This is a genomic window from Enterobacter cloacae complex sp. SYL001, assembly GCF_049237025.1.
Classification (GTDB): Bacteria; Pseudomonadota; Gammaproteobacteria; order Enterobacterales; family Enterobacteriaceae; genus Enterobacter; species Enterobacter intestinihominis.
In genome coordinates this window covers 236,342-251,776 of the sequence record NZ_JBMKJI010000001.1, presented here as the reverse complement: position 1 = coordinate 251,776, position 15,435 = coordinate 236,342, and the positions used below count along the sequence as shown (strand labels likewise).

General features: G+C 56.3%; 15 protein-coding genes. 8 read left to right on the top strand and 7 right to left on the bottom strand.

Annotation, left to right across the window (positions count from 1 at the left end; translation table 11 throughout):
• Positions 1–199: 199 nt before the first annotated feature.
• Together ACOTZP_RS01155 and ACOTZP_RS01150 are read right to left on the bottom strand one after the other, a co-directional pair.
• Positions 200–1,234, bottom strand: a complete 1,035-nt coding sequence (locus ACOTZP_RS01155; RefSeq protein ID WP_022648239.1) for an NADP-dependent oxidoreductase — start codon at positions 1,232–1,234, stop codon at positions 200–202.
• A gap of 66 nt (positions 1,235–1,300) precedes the next feature.
• A complete protein-coding gene (locus ACOTZP_RS01150) occupies positions 1,301–1,876 on the bottom strand; it encodes a helix-turn-helix domain-containing protein (protein ID WP_017382277.1) in 576 nt (191 codons plus the stop codon).
• Between the two features lie 148 nt (positions 1,877–2,024).
• On the opposite strand from ACOTZP_RS01150, the gene ACOTZP_RS01145 reads away from it, so the two are divergent.
• Positions 2,025–2,543: a GNAT family N-acetyltransferase gene (locus ACOTZP_RS01145; protein ID WP_063149901.1), complete on the top strand. Its 519-nt coding sequence runs from the start codon at positions 2,025–2,027 to the stop codon at positions 2,541–2,543.
• On the top strand, positions 2,540–2,989 hold the full coding sequence (locus ACOTZP_RS01140) for a DMT family transporter (protein ID WP_022648242.1): 450 nt from the start codon (positions 2,540–2,542) through the stop codon (positions 2,987–2,989). Before ACOTZP_RS01145 ends, ACOTZP_RS01140 begins: the two co-directional genes overlap by 4 nt.
• A 3-nt stretch (positions 2,990–2,992) precedes the next feature.
• Here the strand turns inward: ACOTZP_RS01140 and ACOTZP_RS01135 are convergent, their stop codons facing one another.
• Positions 2,993–3,226 (bottom strand): YdcY family protein, encoded by a 234-nt coding sequence (locus tag ACOTZP_RS01135; protein WP_271074710.1) that lies wholly within the window; start codon positions 3,224–3,226, stop codon positions 2,993–2,995.
• A gap of 100 nt (positions 3,227–3,326) precedes the next feature.
• Positions 3,327–4,925 carry an ABC transporter substrate-binding protein gene (locus ACOTZP_RS01130; protein WP_058646538.1) on the bottom strand — a complete coding sequence of 533 codons (1,599 nt, stop codon included), beginning with the start codon at positions 4,923–4,925 and terminating at the stop codon, positions 3,327–3,329.
• 282 nt (positions 4,926–5,207) lie between these two features.
• Here ACOTZP_RS01130 and ACOTZP_RS01125 point away from each other — a divergent pair, with 282 nt between their 5' ends.
• The 3 genes from ACOTZP_RS01125 to ACOTZP_RS01115 are packed head-to-tail and all read left to right on the top strand — an operon-like array spanning position 5,208 to position 11,702.
• Positions 5,208–6,545 (top strand): SrfA family protein, encoded by a 1,338-nt coding sequence (locus ACOTZP_RS01125; protein WP_404346918.1) that lies wholly within the window; start codon positions 5,208–5,210, stop codon positions 6,543–6,545.
• 4 nt (positions 6,546–6,549) lie between these two features.
• Positions 6,550–9,531: a virulence factor SrfB gene (locus ACOTZP_RS01120; RefSeq protein WP_271074708.1), complete on the top strand. Its 2,982-nt coding sequence runs from the start codon at positions 6,550–6,552 to the stop codon at positions 9,529–9,531.
• The gene (locus ACOTZP_RS01115) at positions 9,528–11,702 is read left to right on the top strand and encodes a virulence factor SrfC family protein (RefSeq protein WP_271074707.1); all 2,175 of its coding nucleotides are present in this window, start codon (positions 9,528–9,530) and stop codon (positions 11,700–11,702) included. Before ACOTZP_RS01120 ends, ACOTZP_RS01115 begins: the two co-directional genes overlap by 4 nt.
• A gap of 33 nt (positions 11,703–11,735) precedes the next feature.
• Here ACOTZP_RS01115 and ACOTZP_RS01110 read toward each other — a convergent pair whose 3' ends face one another.
• Both ACOTZP_RS01110 and ACOTZP_RS01105 read right to left on the bottom strand, forming a co-directional pair.
• Entirely contained in the window at positions 11,736–12,494 is a 759-nt protein-coding gene (locus ACOTZP_RS01110) for an alpha/beta fold hydrolase (protein ID WP_271074706.1), read from the bottom strand.
• An 86-nt stretch (positions 12,495–12,580) separates the two neighbouring features.
• Entirely contained in the window at positions 12,581–12,754 is a 174-nt protein-coding gene (locus ACOTZP_RS01105; protein ID WP_003856960.1) for a GhoT/OrtT family toxin, read from the bottom strand.
• A gap of 243 nt (positions 12,755–12,997) precedes the next feature.
• Between ACOTZP_RS01105 and ACOTZP_RS01100 the strand changes: the two genes are divergently transcribed.
• From ACOTZP_RS01100 to ACOTZP_RS01090, 3 genes are read left to right on the top strand one after another with little or no spacing between them, the layout of a single operon-like run.
• Entirely contained in the window at positions 12,998–13,324 is a 327-nt protein-coding gene (locus tag ACOTZP_RS01100) for a DUF1971 domain-containing protein (RefSeq protein WP_022648249.1), read from the top strand.
• A 27-nt stretch (positions 13,325–13,351) separates the two neighbouring features.
• Positions 13,352–13,705 (top strand): DUF1971 domain-containing protein, encoded by a 354-nt coding sequence (locus ACOTZP_RS01095; RefSeq protein WP_022648250.1) that lies wholly within the window; start codon positions 13,352–13,354, stop codon positions 13,703–13,705.
• A 3-nt stretch (positions 13,706–13,708) separates the two neighbouring features.
• Positions 13,709–13,891: a DUF1869 domain-containing protein gene (locus tag ACOTZP_RS01090; protein ID WP_003856955.1), complete on the top strand. Its 183-nt coding sequence runs from the start codon at positions 13,709–13,711 to the stop codon at positions 13,889–13,891.
• Positions 13,892–13,926: 35 nt separating this feature from the next.
• On the opposite strand, the gene patD is transcribed toward ACOTZP_RS01090, so the two are convergent.
• Positions 13,927–15,351 carry an aminobutyraldehyde dehydrogenase gene (gene patD, locus ACOTZP_RS01085; protein WP_271074705.1) on the bottom strand — a complete coding sequence of 475 codons (1,425 nt, stop codon included), beginning with the start codon at positions 15,349–15,351 and terminating at the stop codon, positions 13,927–13,929.
• Positions 15,352–15,435: the final 84 nt, after the last annotated feature.

Genomic DNA, 15,435 nt, shown 5'->3' with positions numbered 1-15,435 from the left:
GCCGGTTAGATATATCCTGTATCGTCATGCCTGGTATGAGGGGCGCGCGTAATATTAAAATCGTTCAAATAATATTGCATTTTTCACTTCTGGCTCAGCTGGGCCGAGGCGCGCAAAGCTTATGGATTAATTAAAGACAATATATCGTATCTTCACAAATAATTATGGCGGACACTGCCCGCCATAACCGATGCTCTGTTTAGTCGGCCGCCACGCGGATCACAACCTTGCCGAAGTTTTTCCCCTCAAGCAGGCCAATCAGGGCGTCCGGCGCCGCGTCCAGCCCTTCCGTAACCTGCTCGCGATAGTGAATTTTGCCTTCCTGCACCCAGCGGCCCATTTCCTGCTGGAACTCGTCAATACGATGACCATAGTCCTGCGCGATAATAAAACCCTGCATACGGATGCGTTTTTTCAGGATTGTCCCCATCAGTAGCGGTAAGCGGTCCGGACCCTCCGGCAGGTTGGTCGCATTGTAGCCGCTGACCAGTCCGCAAACCGGCACGCGCGCGGAGGTATTCAAGAGCGGCAGCACGGCGTCAAAGACTTTACCGCCGACGTTTTCGTAATACACATCAATGCCCTGCGGGCAGGCTTTAGCCAGTTGTTCGTCAAAATCATCCGCATGGTGATCCAGACAGGCATCGAAACCGAGCACGTCGACCGCATGACGGCATTTCTCCTCCCCGCCAGCCACGCCGATGACCCGGCATCCTTTGATTTTACCGATCTGCCCCACCGTTGCGCCGACCGGCCCCGTGGCCGCCGCCACGACAAGGGTTTCCCCTGCCTGAGGCTGGCCGATATCGAGCAGCCCCATATACGCGGTGAAGCCCGGCATCCCCAGCACGCCGAGTGCCCATGAAGGATGCGACGGGTTTTCACCCAACTTCACCAGCCCCTGCCCGTCGGATAGTTCATACTCCTGCCAGCCGCTGTAACCCAGAACCCATTCACCCTCTTTATAATCCGGATGACGGGAGGTCTCGACGCGGCTTACCGTGCCGCCCACCATCACCGCGCCAATCTCGACCGGAGGTGAATAGGATGGCGCATCGCTCATACGGCCTCGCATGTACGGATCAAGCGAGAGCCATACGGTGCGTAATAACACCTGCCCCTCTGCGGGCGCGGGGATCGGCTGCTCTTCCAGGCGGAAATTATCGGCAACCGGCGCGCCGTGTGGACGGGAAGCCAGTACCCAGCGTCGGTTTTGCGTAGTAGATTGACTCATTCATCGCTCCTTACTGCTGAAAATGTCATTCAAGTCTGGCACGTTATCCTGCGGCTCGCCTGTGCATTATGAGCCGGACTGATTAAGCCGCACGACCAGATAAAGGCACGATTCATCCGTTTCGTTGATAAACCGGCAGTCGTTCGGCGGCCCGAGTTCCAGACAATCTCCGGCCTTCATTTCATGGCGAGTATCCCCCTCCAGAAAGACCAGTTCACCTGCCTGCAACCAAATCAGCTGTCGTGCCAGCGCATAAGAGGAGGCGGGCATCGGCACATCGCTACCTGCGGGTAGCTCCACCTGGACGAGGTCGATAGGCATATCGCTGCGCGGCGACACATGGCGACGCAAATAGTGGGTTTGCGGATCGCGCCAGACGGGCTGATTCGCCAGACGTAACAGTTTGCCCTCCTGCATTTCCGCGCGCGCAATAAGCGTAGACATGCTAATACCGAAGGCACCGGATAACCGCGCAAGCAGCGTCGCCGTTGGGCTACTGTCACCCCGTTCAATCTTATGGATCATGGCGCGTGAGATACCTGCCCGTTCGGCCAGTTCGCTTAATGACCAGCCCCGCGACTCGCGTTCAAGGCGTATGCGGGCGCTAATGCGTTGATTCATATTGTCTGTCATTGTATTCATGACGTCATACTATAGTGTACGGATGGTTTTTCGGGGCAGTTTTGTGACAAAAAAATAGGGATTTTGTCGTAGCGATGCAATATAAGAACTGTGTAATATTGTGAGTAAATCGTACTACTATAGTGAACAACACAGCCAGAGGTTACCCATGATTGTTCGTCATGCCTGCAAAGAAGATTGTGCCGCTATCGGTGAAATTTATAACCATGCGGTGCTGCACACCGCCGCCATCTGGAATGATAAAACTGTCGACAACGATAACCGTATCGCATGGTTTGAGGCGCGTACTCTGTCGGGTTATCCAGTTCTGGTCAGTGAAGAAGACGGAGTGGTGACGGGATACGCCTCATTTGGTGACTGGAGAGCGTTCGACGGATTTCGCCACACGGTGGAGCACTCGGTGTACGTTCATCCCGAACATCAGGGCAAAGGCATTGGCCGGCTGCTGATGACGGAGTTAATCAAGGAAGCCCGCCAGATCGGTAAACACGTGATGGTTGCCGGTATTGAGGCGCAGAACCAGGCGTCAATTCATCTGCACGAAACCCTTGGCTTTATTACCACCGGCAATATGCCGCAGGTGGGAACCAAATTCGGTCGCTGGCTGGACTTAACCTTTATGCAGCTCCAGCTTGATGAGCGCAGCGATCCGGATGCTCTGCCATGAATCAATCGTTGACGTTAGCGTTTCTGGTAGCCGCCGGCATTGGGCTGGTGGTGCAAAACACCCTGATGGTGCGCATTACGCAATCTTCCTCCACCATTCTTATCGCCATGCTGCTGAACTCGCTGGTGGGGATTGTGCTGTTTGTCAGCATTTTGCTGGTGAAAAATGGCCTGGCGGGGTTTAACGAACTGGCGTCAACGGTGCGCTGGTGGACGTTGATCCCCGGCCTGCTGGGGTCTTTTTTTGTCTTTGCCAGTATTAGCGGCTATCAGAATGTGGGCGCGGCAACGACCATTGCCGTCCTGGTGGCAAGCCAGCTGATTGGCGGTCTGGTGATGGACATCCTCAAGAGCAACGGCGTTCCCCTGCGCGCGCTGGTTGGCCCGGTCTGCGGCGCAGTGATGCTGGTGGTCGGCGCCTGGCTGGTGGCACGGCGCCAGTTTTAACCCTTACAGAATAGTCCCGCCCTGCGTAAGGTGGGCATGGCGCGCCTCCGCCTCTTCTTTATGCTGCTTACCATGATGCGCAATCGCGGTGCGCAGGCGCTGCTGCTGGGTATAGCGATCTTCACGGCTGAGCTCTACATCATCGCTTAATTCGATCAGCAGTTCGTTCATGTGAGTAATTACGCTCTCTTCGATGGTGGCATCGACGCGGGCGATAACATCATTTAAATGTGACATTGTCACTCCTTTTCACGTGCCCGGTGGCGCTACGCTTACCGGGCCTACATTTGACACCCGTAGGCCGGGTAAGGCATAGCCGCCACCCGGCAAAATACGATCAGTTCAGCTTCGCTTTCGAGAAATCGCTGCCCATCAGGCTTACGCTGTACCCGGTCACATTGCTGCGGGTCGCGTAGAACGTTTTACCGTTAGCTAACGCAATCCACGGTGCCTGCTGGTAGAAAATCTCCTGTGCCTGGCCATACAGCTTCGCACGTTCGTCCGGGTTGCTGGTCAGTTTGGCCTTTTGCACCAGCTCATCATACCCCTTATCACACCAGCGCGCGGCGTTAGATCCGGTTTTGATGCTGTTACAACCCAGCAGCACATCGGCGAAGTTGTCCGGATCGCCGTTATCAGACATCCAGCCGAACAGCGCGGAATCATGCTCGCCTTTGCGCATGCCGGAGAGATATTCCCCCCACTCGTAAGAGACGATTTTCGCCTTCACGCCCACCTTCGCCCAGTCAGCCTGGATCATCTCTGCAATGCGTCGGGAGTTCGGGTTGTACGGACGCTGAACCGGCATGGACCAGAGGGTCACTTCCGCGCCTTTCTCCAGACCCGCCTGCTTCAGCAGCGCTTTCGCTTTTTGCGGATCGTAGCCGTAATCCTTCAGGTCTTTATTAAAGCCGAGCATGTTCGGCGGGATCGGCGATTTAGCGACCGTACCAGACCCCATAAAGACCGCGTTCACAATGGCCTTTTTGTCCGTCGCGTAATTCAGAGCCTGGCGCACCAGCACGTTATCAAACGGTTTTTTCTCTGTGTTGAACGCCAGGTACCCCACATTCAGCGCATCCACCGAGTGCAGCGTCAGGTCTTTGTTTTTCTTGATCGCTTCAAACTGCACCGGCGACGGCGCAGGAATGATCTGACACTCGTTCGTTTGCAGCTTCGCCAGACGCGTCTCAACGTTTGGCGTGATGGAGAAGATCAGGTGTTTGGTCGGCACCTCACCGTCCCAGTAGTTCGGATTGGCGACGTAGCGGATCAGCGAATCCACCTTGTACTGCTGAAGCACATACGGCCCGGTGCCGATTGGCCAGGTGTCCACATTTTCAGGCGTGCCCTTTTTCAGCATCGCGTCCGCGTACTCGGCAGAGAGGATCGAGGCGAAGTCCATTCCCCAGTCGGCCAGGAAAGCCGCGTTGGGTTCGCTCAGCGTGAACTGAACGTGATAATCGTCGATCTTTTTCACATCCTGAATGAGCTTGTCGAGGCCCACGTCATTAAAGTATTCGTAATTACCCTGGGAAACATTGTGATAGGGATGCTTAGGGTCTTTCTGACGCATAACGGAGAAAATAACGTCATCAGCGTTAAAATCACGGGTCGGTTTGAAGTATTTATTGCTGTTGAATTTCACCCCTTTACGCAGGGTAAACGTGTATGTTTTGCCGTCTGGCGAAATGGTCCACGACTCCGCAAGAGAAGGCACCGGCGTGTTTTTTACCGGGTCGAAGTTAATCAGACGGTTATACAGCGTTTGCGAGCTGGCGACAAACGAGGGGCCAGAGCTGGCGATCTGCGGGTTAAACGACTCCGGCGACGCCTCGGAGCAGTAGATAATGGTGTCTTTGTTTGCCGCCCATGCGGCGCTTGCCGGTAGCAGCGCGCTCAGCGCGAGGGCGAGCACGGTTTTCCCTGTAAACATGGTTATGACCCTTTCGGTTTTATTATAGTGAACAGTAATAACAGCACAGACGTTTTGGCCTGACAAATAACGAATCACTATCAGGTTATTCTAAAGCCGTACATTTCGCTGGTTTTAACATCAGCCCGCAGAAACCGATTTGCCTTAAGGTCCATTATTCGTCAAGCACAACCGTCACGATCAATGCCGCAAGAAATCGTCCCTTTTATCGTCTCCTCCGCCGTTTGCTTGCTTACCTGATTCGCTAAAGTAATGGCGTGAAGAAGTCTACAGGACCAAATCGTGGCAAAAACACTTTTACGCAGCGGTAATCTGGATGATTTTCAGGCCGTTGGCGGCGGCGGACAGGCCGTTTTTGAATCAGCGCTGCAAATCCGCGAAGCGCTTCGGTTGCGCAAACAGCAGGCTATCGTCGATTGCCTGGCCATTCCTCAGGTCAATGACGGCGGCGATCGCGTTGACTGGTACTCCCCGGTTGAGGGAACCGTCTCCAGCTGGAAGGCGGCGGATGAAGACGATCGTTTTCGCGCCCTGCGCTATCTGGAAAACACGCTCGCCAGCATGGAGTCGCTGAGTAAAAAATGCCTTCAGTCACCGAAAACGGCGCAGCAACTGTTTGGATCTCTGCTCTCTAAAGCGTTCCAGTTTCCCGGTGAAAACTTTGTTTTCCTGGTGGATGGCAAACCGGTGATCTGCTTCTGGGGTTTCGTCAGTCTTAACGAAAACGCGCGCGACGACGTGCTGGACTGCCTGCGAGAATCGTTGGTCCCTGAACCTGAACCCGTGATGATTAACGAACCTGAACCTGAACCTGAGCCAGAACCGGCCCCGGTGGTGACCTTCGAGCAGGCCGACGCGCCGCTTATCACGCCTGTGGCTACCGTGCGTATCACCGAAAATGAGCTGTATACGCCAGAGCCGGTGCGCATGAACACCGTGCCGTCAGAGCCCGCACCAGCGGTGGTGCAGAAAAAACGTCGCTCCCCCCTGTGGTTGCTGCCGGTTGCCGCCGTCATTATTGCAGCCATTGCCACGCCGCTGCTCTGGCCAAAACAGGCCCCGACCGCAGCGCCAGTTACCTCACCAGCGCCAGCACCTGTCGCCATTGCTCCGGCCCCCGTGAAGACGGTTGAGCCGCTTGAGCTGAAACTCCCACTGCATCAGGCAGAAGTGGTAGAGCCGAAGGTGAAGACGCCTGCCCCGGCAGCCGAACCGGTGGTCATTACCGCGATACCGAAAGATGCCATGGTAATGGAAGCAAACCAGGTCAAAGCGGGGTTAACGCGCTTCCTGAACGGCACCTGGCGCGCGTTTCTCGATGTGCAGGATCCGCTCACCGGCAAACCGCCGTCTCTGCGCTACCAGATCCAGAACAATAAAGGTTTCGCCCGGGTCGTGCATGGCGACAACATTGTCTGCCGGGTAGACGTCTTTTCCGGATTACACAGCAACGGCGAGCTGTTGATCAAAACGCGCGGAAACGCTCGTTGCACCGACGGTTCACGCTATCCGATGCCGGAAGTGACCTGTAAGGCAGGTGCCAGCGACGTGGCGGAATGCACCGCACGTTACGATGCCCACACCGTCGTTCCTCTGACGTTCAAGAAAGCAGGTGTCTGATCCTATGCTGGTTAATCTTTGCGACTATAAACAGAGCGTGACGCTGATTGCTAACAGCGGCGTACAGTTTCTCGATTTTGGCCTGACTCCGCAGGACACCGCCAGCAACGGGCGTTTCGTGCGAAAAACGGCAAATGGCCCGCTGCTGCGCCTGGATTTTGACCTGGTCAACGGCCGGTACACGCTGCCTGCCATCGATGGCGGGAAGCCGGAAGTGGTCAAGCCTGAAAGCACCATTCCACTGCATGACTCCCTGACCGTGCTGGACGGTGTCTGGCTGCCGCTTCCTTTCCTTCGCTTTAACCCGCCGCGGACGTTTGTTGATGGCCCGGATAACTGGGCGCGCGTCCAGGTACGGAAGCTGTCCACGCCCGACGCGGCTGGCAATACGCACCGGGTCACCGTCGCGCTCGACAGCCAGATTGCTGAGCATGCGACGTCTGCCCTGTCGCCGGTTGAAAACGACATTCTTAACGGCACGCGTTTCGCCCTCGCCTGGCGCGACAGTGAGGTTGAGAGTTTCCTCGACCAGACCTGGATTGACGGCTGGCTGCGTGAAGCCTTCACACAATATGCTGACGGGGTTGAAAAACGCGCCGAGCGCGAGCTGCATCAGGCCATGCGCAGCTTTGAATATCAGGCGCACTGGCTCAACCTGCTCTCCATGCTCGGTGAACAACTCACCGTGCCGGAAGTGAAGTTTGTCACCCATACCCTGAGCACCCCTGCTATTCCTGTCGATCTGATCCTTGACGTAGGCAACACCCACACCTGCGGCGTGATTATTGAAGATCATGGTAATGCCAACGACGGCCTGCGCCAGACGGCTGAACTTCAGGTACGATCTCTGAGTGAGCCACAGTTCCTGAATGAGCCGCTGTTTACCAGCCGTCTTGAATTTTCCGAAGCGCGTTTTGGCAAGCAGCACTTCTCGGTGGAAAGCGGCCGGGAGGATGCATTCGTCTGGCCGTCCATTGTCCGCGTGGGTGATGAAGCGCGTAAGCTGGCAATGCAGCGTCTGGGCACGGAAGGCAACAGTGGAATTTCCAGCCCGCGTCGCTATCTGTGGGACGAGACGCCGGTGGTGCAGGACTGGCGCTTTAGCCAGATGAACAGCAAAACCCAGCGCGAACCGCTGGCAACTGCGTTTCCGCTGATGAACCTGATGAACGACGACGGGGAACCACTCTTTACGCTGCCGCAGGATGAGCGTCTGCCGGTGTTCTCTCCGCAGTACAGCCGCAGCACCCTGATGACGCACATGCTCTGCGAGCTGCTGGCTCAGGCGCTTGGCCAGATTAACAGCGTGGCCACCCGCTTGCGGCTCGGCTTCCCGGCCTCTCCCCGCCAGCTGCGAACGCTGATCCTCACCCTGCCTTCGGCGATGCCGAAACAGGAGCGCGAGATTTTCCGCCGCCGCATGTTCGAAGCCATCGCCATCGTCTGGAAAGCGATGGGCTGGCATCCGCAGGATGAAGATTTTGCCAGCCGCAAGCAGCAGGAAAAAAGCGTGGTGCCGGTCCCTGAGATCCAGATGGAGTGGGACGAGGCCAGCTGCGGCCAGCTGGTGTGGCTGTATAACGAAGCCATTTCCCACTTCGGTGGCCAGACCGAGGCCTTTTTCGCCTCCCTTGCCCGTCCGGATCGCGCGCCTGAGCCTGGCGTCCAGCCGGGGCGCGCTCTGCGCGTGGCCTCGATTGATATCGGCGGCGGCACGACGGATATGGCCATCACGCACTATCAGCTAGACGATGGTACCGGTAATAACGTCAAAATCACCCCGCAACTGCTGTTCCGCGAAGGGTTCAAGGTCGCTGGCGACGACACACTGCTGGACGTGATCCAGCGCTACGTTCTGCCCGCGCTGCAAACCCAGCTTCAGAAATCCGGCATTGCCGATGCTTCCCAGCTGATGGCATCCCTGTTCGGCGACTCCGGGCGGATCGATACCCAGGCGGTCCTGCGCCAGCAGACGGCACTTCAGCTCTTTATGCCGATCGGCCACGCGATCCTGGCGGCGTGGGAATCGAGCGATGTTGACGATCCGCTGGCCGGGCTGCATGCCACCTTTGGCGATCTGCTTGCGCAAAAACCGACCCGCAACGTGATGAACTATCTCCAGCAGGCGATCGACCATGCGTTGCCTGCCGGCTCAGAACACTTTGATCTGTTCAGCGTCCCGCTGCACGTCAGTTTCCGGGAGATGCAGGACGCGATGCTGGCGGGTCAGTTCACGCTTGCCGCCCCGCTGCATGCGGTATGTGAGGCGATCTCTCACTACAGCTGCGATATTCTGCTGATCACGGGACGGCCAGGCTGTCTGCCAGGCGTTCAGGCCTTGATTCGCCACCTGCAACCGGTGCCCGTCAACCGCATCGTCTGGCTGGATAAATACCAGGTTCATGAATGGTATCCGTTCAGCCAGCAGGGACGGATCGGCAACCCGAAATCCACCGCCGCCGTGGGTGCGATGCTCTGTAGTCTGGCGCTGGATCTTCGTCTGCCGCGCTTTAACTTTAAAGCAGCGGATATTGGCGCGTACTCTACGGTGCGCTATCTGGGCGTGCTGGATAACACCATCAATACCCTGCGGGACGAGAACGTCTGGTATCACGATATCGACCTCGATAAACCCGGCGCGAAACTGGACGCCCGTCTGCACTTCCCGCTGCGCGGCAACGTTACGCTGGGCTTCCGGCAACTGGCCAATGCCCGCTGGCCCGCGACGCCGCTCTATACCCTGAGCATCAACTCTGCCGAGCTGGCGAAAGCCATTGCGGGCGACGGCGTACTGAACGTGCGCCTGAAGCTGCGTGGCGGCAATAAGCAGGAGGGGCCGGAATCTTTCGAGCTGAGTGATGCCTGGCTACAGGACGGCACGCCAGTGCCGCCGGACGCCCTGACATTTAAACTGAATACTCTGGCCGATCGCCGACACAGCGGCAGCCACTACTGGATCGACAGCGGGAGCGTATACCTCAAATGACTGCGACGACTGCCACCACTCAGGCCTTAATCGGGTGGATCAACGAGACGCGACAGCACGCCCCGATGCTGGATAACGAAGCCGACGCCCTGCTTGCCCGCCTTAACGCTGCTCGCGCGCGTGAAGAGGCCCTCGAACGTGCCCTTGTCTGCCAGGGCAGCATCGGCTTATACGGCCACTCGCAGGCCGCGAAAGCGCATCTGCTGGCCTCCCTGTGCGGCAGCGGCGACGAACGGCTGAACGTTACGCCGGGTCAACGCACGTTTGATTACTTCTCGCATATTAACCCCGGGCATGCGCCGACCAACATGGCCGTGCGTTTCAGCAGAGCGACCAGCGAGGTCGCAGACGACGCGTTTCCCCTGCGCCTGAGCCTGGTAACGGAGGCCGAGCTGGTACAGCTGTTTATCGCCCGCACCACGTTGGATCCGCAGATCCGTGCGGTGGATAAATCGGTGATTGAAGCCCGGCTTGAGAAGTGGCGTACGCTGCGTCAGCCGCACAGCGTGCCGGGAATAACGGCGCAGGAAGTCGCGACCGTTGCCCGGTTCTGGCAAACCGTAGTACCCGGCGCTAAGCAGCATATTGATGATGCCCTGTGGCACCAGTTTGCCCTGCTGGTTCCGTCGCTTGATCTCAGCACCCGCGCCAGCGTCTGGTCTCTGCTGTGGGGTGAGCAGCAGGAGTTAACCCAGCAGTGGCTTAAACTCGCCCAGGTGCTGCATCAAACCAGCCATGCCAGCGCGCTTGCGGCGCCGTTGAGTCTGCTGGTGGACAGTTTTGGTCTGCCGTGTGAAGGTTTCCTTACTCACGGGGCCTTTACCGTGCCGGAAGCGCAGGAAACATTGCTTCATCCGGTAAATAACGGCGAGTTGCTTAATGCCATTAGCCTGCCCGTCGATGTGCTGGCCTGCCTGACCCGCGAAGTGGTGCTGCCCGTTGAAAACTGCGTTCTGGATAACGTAGATATTATTGATATTCCGGCCATTTCTGAGGAAAACACGCCGCTGATGATGCAGGCAAAATGCCTGTGGTTGCTGGAGCATTATCGTCAGCACATTCAGCCGGATGTCCTGGTTATCTGCAATGCAACGGCGCACCATCAGCAGACGGCAAAAACGGCCAGGCTCCTGCAAAACTGGGTCAAAGAGACGCAGCCGGTTGAAGAGTCCGCGTTGCCGGGCCTGGTCTGGGCCATTACCCCTCACGATGCGCGGTTTACCACAAAGCAGAATCTGGACGAAGCGGTGCAGCAATTGCTGGGCCAGCCGGGTCTGCGCTGGGGCACGCTTCAGGCGCTCGATAGCCACAGCATGCAGCGAGTGATTGAGTGGCTGTCGCAGGCTACCCTGCCGGCACATCGCCAGAAGCGTCTCCGCGCGCTGAAAAGGCTGTTACAAGAGTCGCTGTCGACGCTGATGCGCCCATATGTCGCGCCTCTCACTCAGGAGCCAGGCGCAGGGCGGGCAATGGCCGAAAAAATGGTCCGAACGCTGCAAGGCAGTGCCGCTCGTCATGGTGAACTGCTTGAGGGGCTTCTGCCGCCGTTAAACGCGTTTGAGACGCTGCTGACCGTTCACCAGCCTCGTGAGGAACAGGTCAACGGCCTGTTTAACGATGTTATCGATCTGTTTGCGGAAGAGACGCAGGAAAATCCAGGCGCGTTGCAGACCAAAGACAAAGCGCGGCTGGCCCATAACGTGTGGGTTAACCATCTTCGTCAGTGGAGTCGCAACGACGCGGCGGTCGCCCGTCTGGGCCTGGACGCAGAGGTACTACAGCAGATTGCGGATGTGCTGATCGTTACCAGCTACCGGCTGGATCTGCCGCTGCAACTGCAACGCATTGCAGAAAAAGATAAAAGCAGCGCCGCGCAGCTGCATGCCGCGACAGGCAATTTCGTTAGCTGGCTTGGCTATGAACTGACGCCCGTTTCTGAACGGCCTGCAAGCCGGATCCGCAAAGGTCAGCCAATTTTTGTGACGCCAGTTGTGAGCTGCGCTTCACCCCGGCTTACCCGACTTGGCGAGCAGCCTGTTCACGCGGCGACAGCCTATGTTTATGACTGGCTGGTTGCGCTCTACACCCGCGCGATTGAGAATGTGGATTATCAGTGCCCGTATGACATTAAGCCTGCTGCGCGGAAAGCCTTGTCTGCCTTGCTGTCTTAATCATTGCAGCCCGCAGCAATGCGGGCTACCCCTTCATGATCCGTTTATGAAGCCAGACAAAGCCTGAGCCAACGCTGACGGGTTTTCCCAGGACATTGAATGGCCCGCATCAGGGATAATTTTTACAGCAACGCCTTTTTGTTGCAGACGATTAAAATCGTCATCAGGCAGGGACCACTCACCAAAAACTAACATGACCGGGCAGCTCAATGACAAAAACAGGTGTTCCCAGTCGGGTTTAACGCCCTTGACCAGGCTCGTTGCGCCGCGCCAGACGGCCCAGGGGGCATTGCTTTGAAGGCTTCCAGACCACGCCGTCGTTTCCGCCCGCAGCATGTCATCATAGCCCTGTTCCAGAAAATGTTGTTCCGTTTGGGCCGCAATTGCCCGGCTGAACATCCCGCCACCCGCATGAAAATTGGGTTCAGACACTATCAGGCCTTTAACGCGTGACTTTAGCAGCGTTGCCGTTTCGATCGCGATACTCCCCCCCATGCTATGACCATAGAGCCAAAGACTATTCAGGCCGAGATGGTCTAACAGTTCAACCACCACCTGCGCCTGTTCACTTGTGCGATAACGGTAGTTGTCAGGTTTGTCACTGTAACCGCTACCGGGGAGATCGATCAGAATGGCTCTGCGCCCCCCGAAACGGGTATCACAGACAATACGAGGATATTCATACGACGATGCACAGCCCAACCCGTGGATAAACACAACCGGGTCACCGAAACCGGGAAGATCCTGCCAGCGCACCGTGCAGCCTGCTTGCTGTGAATAGAAACTGTTCATAAGCATTCCATGTATGACGGACTGTATATTTATACAGCCTCAATGTATGGAATGCTATGTCTGGATGCCGATTCTGGAAGCGTGCTTCAGAAAAGAGAGATTAACAGGGCAACAGGAAAGCTCATCGGCCAGGTAGATCCCACCAGGAATGCGCTCAACAGGCGAATACGTTTACGATCTTTAGACAGGAACCAGGTAATTAATGCGCAGATGGAGGCCATGATTGCGTAGAAAACCAACATCTTTTGATACAACGTCATTCTGTTTACCTGAGCCGAAAAATAACCGCACGCAATATGCGTCATATGTTGACACAGATCAAGTTTTTTCGTTACACAATAACCCCTTAATTATTAATGATAATAACAACTGAGTACCTTGTGTAACAACGCCGGGTAAAGCAAAACGGTTATTATTGATAAGATGCATATAGAGTGCACTTTTTGGTAAATCCATCCCTGCAGAAAGCAGTCTAATAAAAGCAGGCTTTTAAGGGAGGAAACATGCTACGCATTCCGCAGAGTTGCATTCACACCCGTTCCACGCCTTTCTGGAACAAAGAAACGGCCCCCGCCGGCATTTTTAAACGTCACCTTGATACGGGCACGCAGCCGGGCGTTTACCCTCGCCTGTCGGTGATGCGCGGCGCGGTGCGTTATCTGGGCTATGCTGATGAATTTACACCTGAGCCTGACAGCGAGCTCGTCATTGAAGCGGGTCGTTTCGGCGTTTTCCCGCCAGAGAGATGGCACCACATTGAGGTGATGACCGACGATACCTTGTTCAATATTGAATTCTTTGTTGAACCTGAGGTGCTTAAGTCCCTTTAAGCGTCCGACAACATGAAGGAAACTATGATGTTACGTATTCCTGAAAACTTTGTTCATACCCGCTCGACGCCGTTCTGGAATAAAGAGAGCGCCCCAAAAGCGCTTTTTACCCATCACAACACCAAAGCCGGCGTGTACGGTCGGTTGTCCGTCATGCAGGGTGCGGTGCGTTACTTTGGCTTTGCCGATGGCGATGCCACCGAACCCGATCTGGAAGTGATCATTGAGGCCGGTTCTTTTGGCATCTCCCCACCGCAAAAATGGCACCGCATTGAGCTTCTGACCGACGACACCTATTTTAATATCGACTTTTTCGCGGATCCTGCCGTCACGCTCAGCGGTGCGGGTATCGGTAAAGTGGTCAACACGCATAAGGAGTAAATAATGGGTAAGGCTACCTATACCGTGACCGTCACCAATAACAGCAATGGCGTGTCGGTGGATTATGAAACAGAAGCGCCAATGGAGCTGTTGATCCCGGACGTCGCGGCAGATGTCGTGAAGGATCTGGTGAACACCGTTCGCGCCTACGATACGGAAAATGAACACGAGGTATGTGGCTGGTAAGCTGAATCGCCCGGCACTGCGCCGGGCATGAGGGTTTAGTGTTTAAACATGACATGTCGGACTACCGTATAATCCTCAAGTCCGTAGACCGACATATCTTTTCCGTAACCGGATAACTTCATCCCGCCGTGCGGCATTTCGCTCACCAGCATAAAATGGGTATTGACCCAGGTGCAGCCATACTGCAACCGTGCGCTGAGGCGATGGGCGCGTCCGACGTCTTTTGTCCAGACGGACGAGGCCAGGCCGTATTGCGAATCGTTAGCCCAGTTCAGCACCTGCGCTTCATCCTCAAATTCTGTCACGCTGACCACCGGGCCAAACACTTCTCGCTGGACGATCGCATCTTCCTGCTTCGCCCCGGCCAGCAGCGTTGGCTGGAAGTAATATCCTGCCCCCTCTTTTTTACTGCCACCGGTGACGACGCGGATATGTCCAAGGGTTTTGGCTTCGTCCACGGCAGCACAAACGCGGGAAAGATGCGCTGCGGAGCTGAGCGGGCCCAGCTCAGTTGATGTATCGTCCGGCGCGCCCATTTTCAGGCTGGTAACAGCTGCGCCCAGCTTTTCGACCAGCGCGGAGTAAATCCCCTTCTGGGCATAGATACGACAGGCTGCGGTACAATCCTGACCAGCATTGTAGAAACCAAACGTACGCACGCCTTCAACCACGGCATCCAAATCTGCATCGTCAAAGACAATGACCGGGGCTTTTCCACCCAATTCCATATGGGTACGTTTAACTGAAGATGCTGTATGCCCGATAATATGTTCTCCGGTAGCAATAGAGCCGGTGAGAGAAACCATACGGACTTTTTCGTGCCCGGTCAGCGGATCTCCTACGGTTTTGCCGCGACCAAACAGCACGTTGAGCACGCCTGGCGGGAAGATATCTTTCGCCAGTTCCGCCAGCTTCAGCGCCGTCAACGGGGTGATTTCAGATGGCTTGATGACGACGCAGTTTCCCGCCGCCAGCGCGGGCGCCAGCTTCCACGCCGCCATCATCAGAGGATAGTTCCAGGGCGCGATAGAGGCGACAACGCCAACCGGGTCGCGGCGGATCATCGAGGTATGTCCTTCGAGGTATTCTCCAGCAGCCAGCCCATTCAGGCAGCGGGCGGCCCCGGCAAAGAAGCGAAACACATCGACCACGGCCGGGATCTCATCTCCCTGGACACAGTGCAGCGGTTTCCCGCAATTTAGCGACTCCAGTTGTGCGAACGCGTCAGCGTTGGCTTCTATCACATCAGCCAGTTTCAACAAACTTTCGGCGCGCGTTTTGGGCGTCGTTTGCCCCCACTCAGTGAACGCGCGATCGGCAGCCTGGACGGCAGCGTCCACCTGTGCTGCCGACGCTTCAGCAATCTCCAGCAATACTTCACCCGTGGCAGGATTGTAAACCGCCTGCTTCTCACCCTCGCCGGTCACCAGTTCACCATTAATCAGCAGTTGATTTTGCATAGCATCGTCCTGTTGAAATCGACATAGTTTTCGCTGTCAGCACACGTTCTGGCGGGTCGATGCGTGACAACGTCACGTCACCAA

Bases quoted from the DNA above. Each gene is read 5' to 3' on its own strand.
- ACOTZP_RS01115 (WP_271074707.1), top strand. From the start codon at position 9,528: ATGACTGCGACGACTGCCACCACTCAGGCCTTAATCGGGTGGATCAAC.
- ACOTZP_RS01150 (WP_017382277.1), bottom strand. From the start codon at position 1,876: ATGAATACAATGACAGACAATATGAATCAACGCATTAGCGCCCGCATA.
- ACOTZP_RS01095 (WP_022648250.1), top strand. From the start codon at position 13,352: ATGTTACGTATTCCTGAAAACTTTGTTCATACCCGCTCGACGCCGTTC.
- ACOTZP_RS01140 (WP_022648242.1), top strand. From the start codon at position 2,540: ATGAATCAATCGTTGACGTTAGCGTTTCTGGTAGCCGCCGGCATTGGG.
- ACOTZP_RS01100 (WP_022648249.1), top strand. From the start codon at position 12,998: ATGCTACGCATTCCGCAGAGTTGCATTCACACCCGTTCCACGCCTTTC.
- ACOTZP_RS01135 (WP_271074710.1), bottom strand. From the start codon at position 3,226: ATGTCACATTTAAATGATGTTATCGCCCGCGTCGATGCCACCATCGAA.
- ACOTZP_RS01120 (WP_271074708.1), top strand. From the start codon at position 6,550: ATGCTGGTTAATCTTTGCGACTATAAACAGAGCGTGACGCTGATTGCT.
- ACOTZP_RS01090 (WP_003856955.1), top strand. From the start codon at position 13,709: ATGGGTAAGGCTACCTATACCGTGACCGTCACCAATAACAGCAATGGC.
- ACOTZP_RS01145 (WP_063149901.1), top strand. From the start codon at position 2,025: ATGATTGTTCGTCATGCCTGCAAAGAAGATTGTGCCGCTATCGGTGAA.
- ACOTZP_RS01110 (WP_271074706.1), bottom strand. From the start codon at position 12,494: ATGAACAGTTTCTATTCACAGCAAGCAGGCTGCACGGTGCGCTGGCAG.
- ACOTZP_RS01130 (WP_058646538.1), bottom strand. From the start codon at position 4,925: ATGTTTACAGGGAAAACCGTGCTCGCCCTCGCGCTGAGCGCGCTGCTA.
- ACOTZP_RS01105 (WP_003856960.1), bottom strand. From the start codon at position 12,754: ATGACGTTGTATCAAAAGATGTTGGTTTTCTACGCAATCATGGCCTCC.
- ACOTZP_RS01155 (WP_022648239.1), bottom strand. From the start codon at position 1,234: ATGAGTCAATCTACTACGCAAAACCGACGCTGGGTACTGGCTTCCCGT.
- patD (WP_271074705.1), bottom strand. From the start codon at position 15,351: ATGCAAAATCAACTGCTGATTAATGGTGAACTGGTGACCGGCGAGGGT.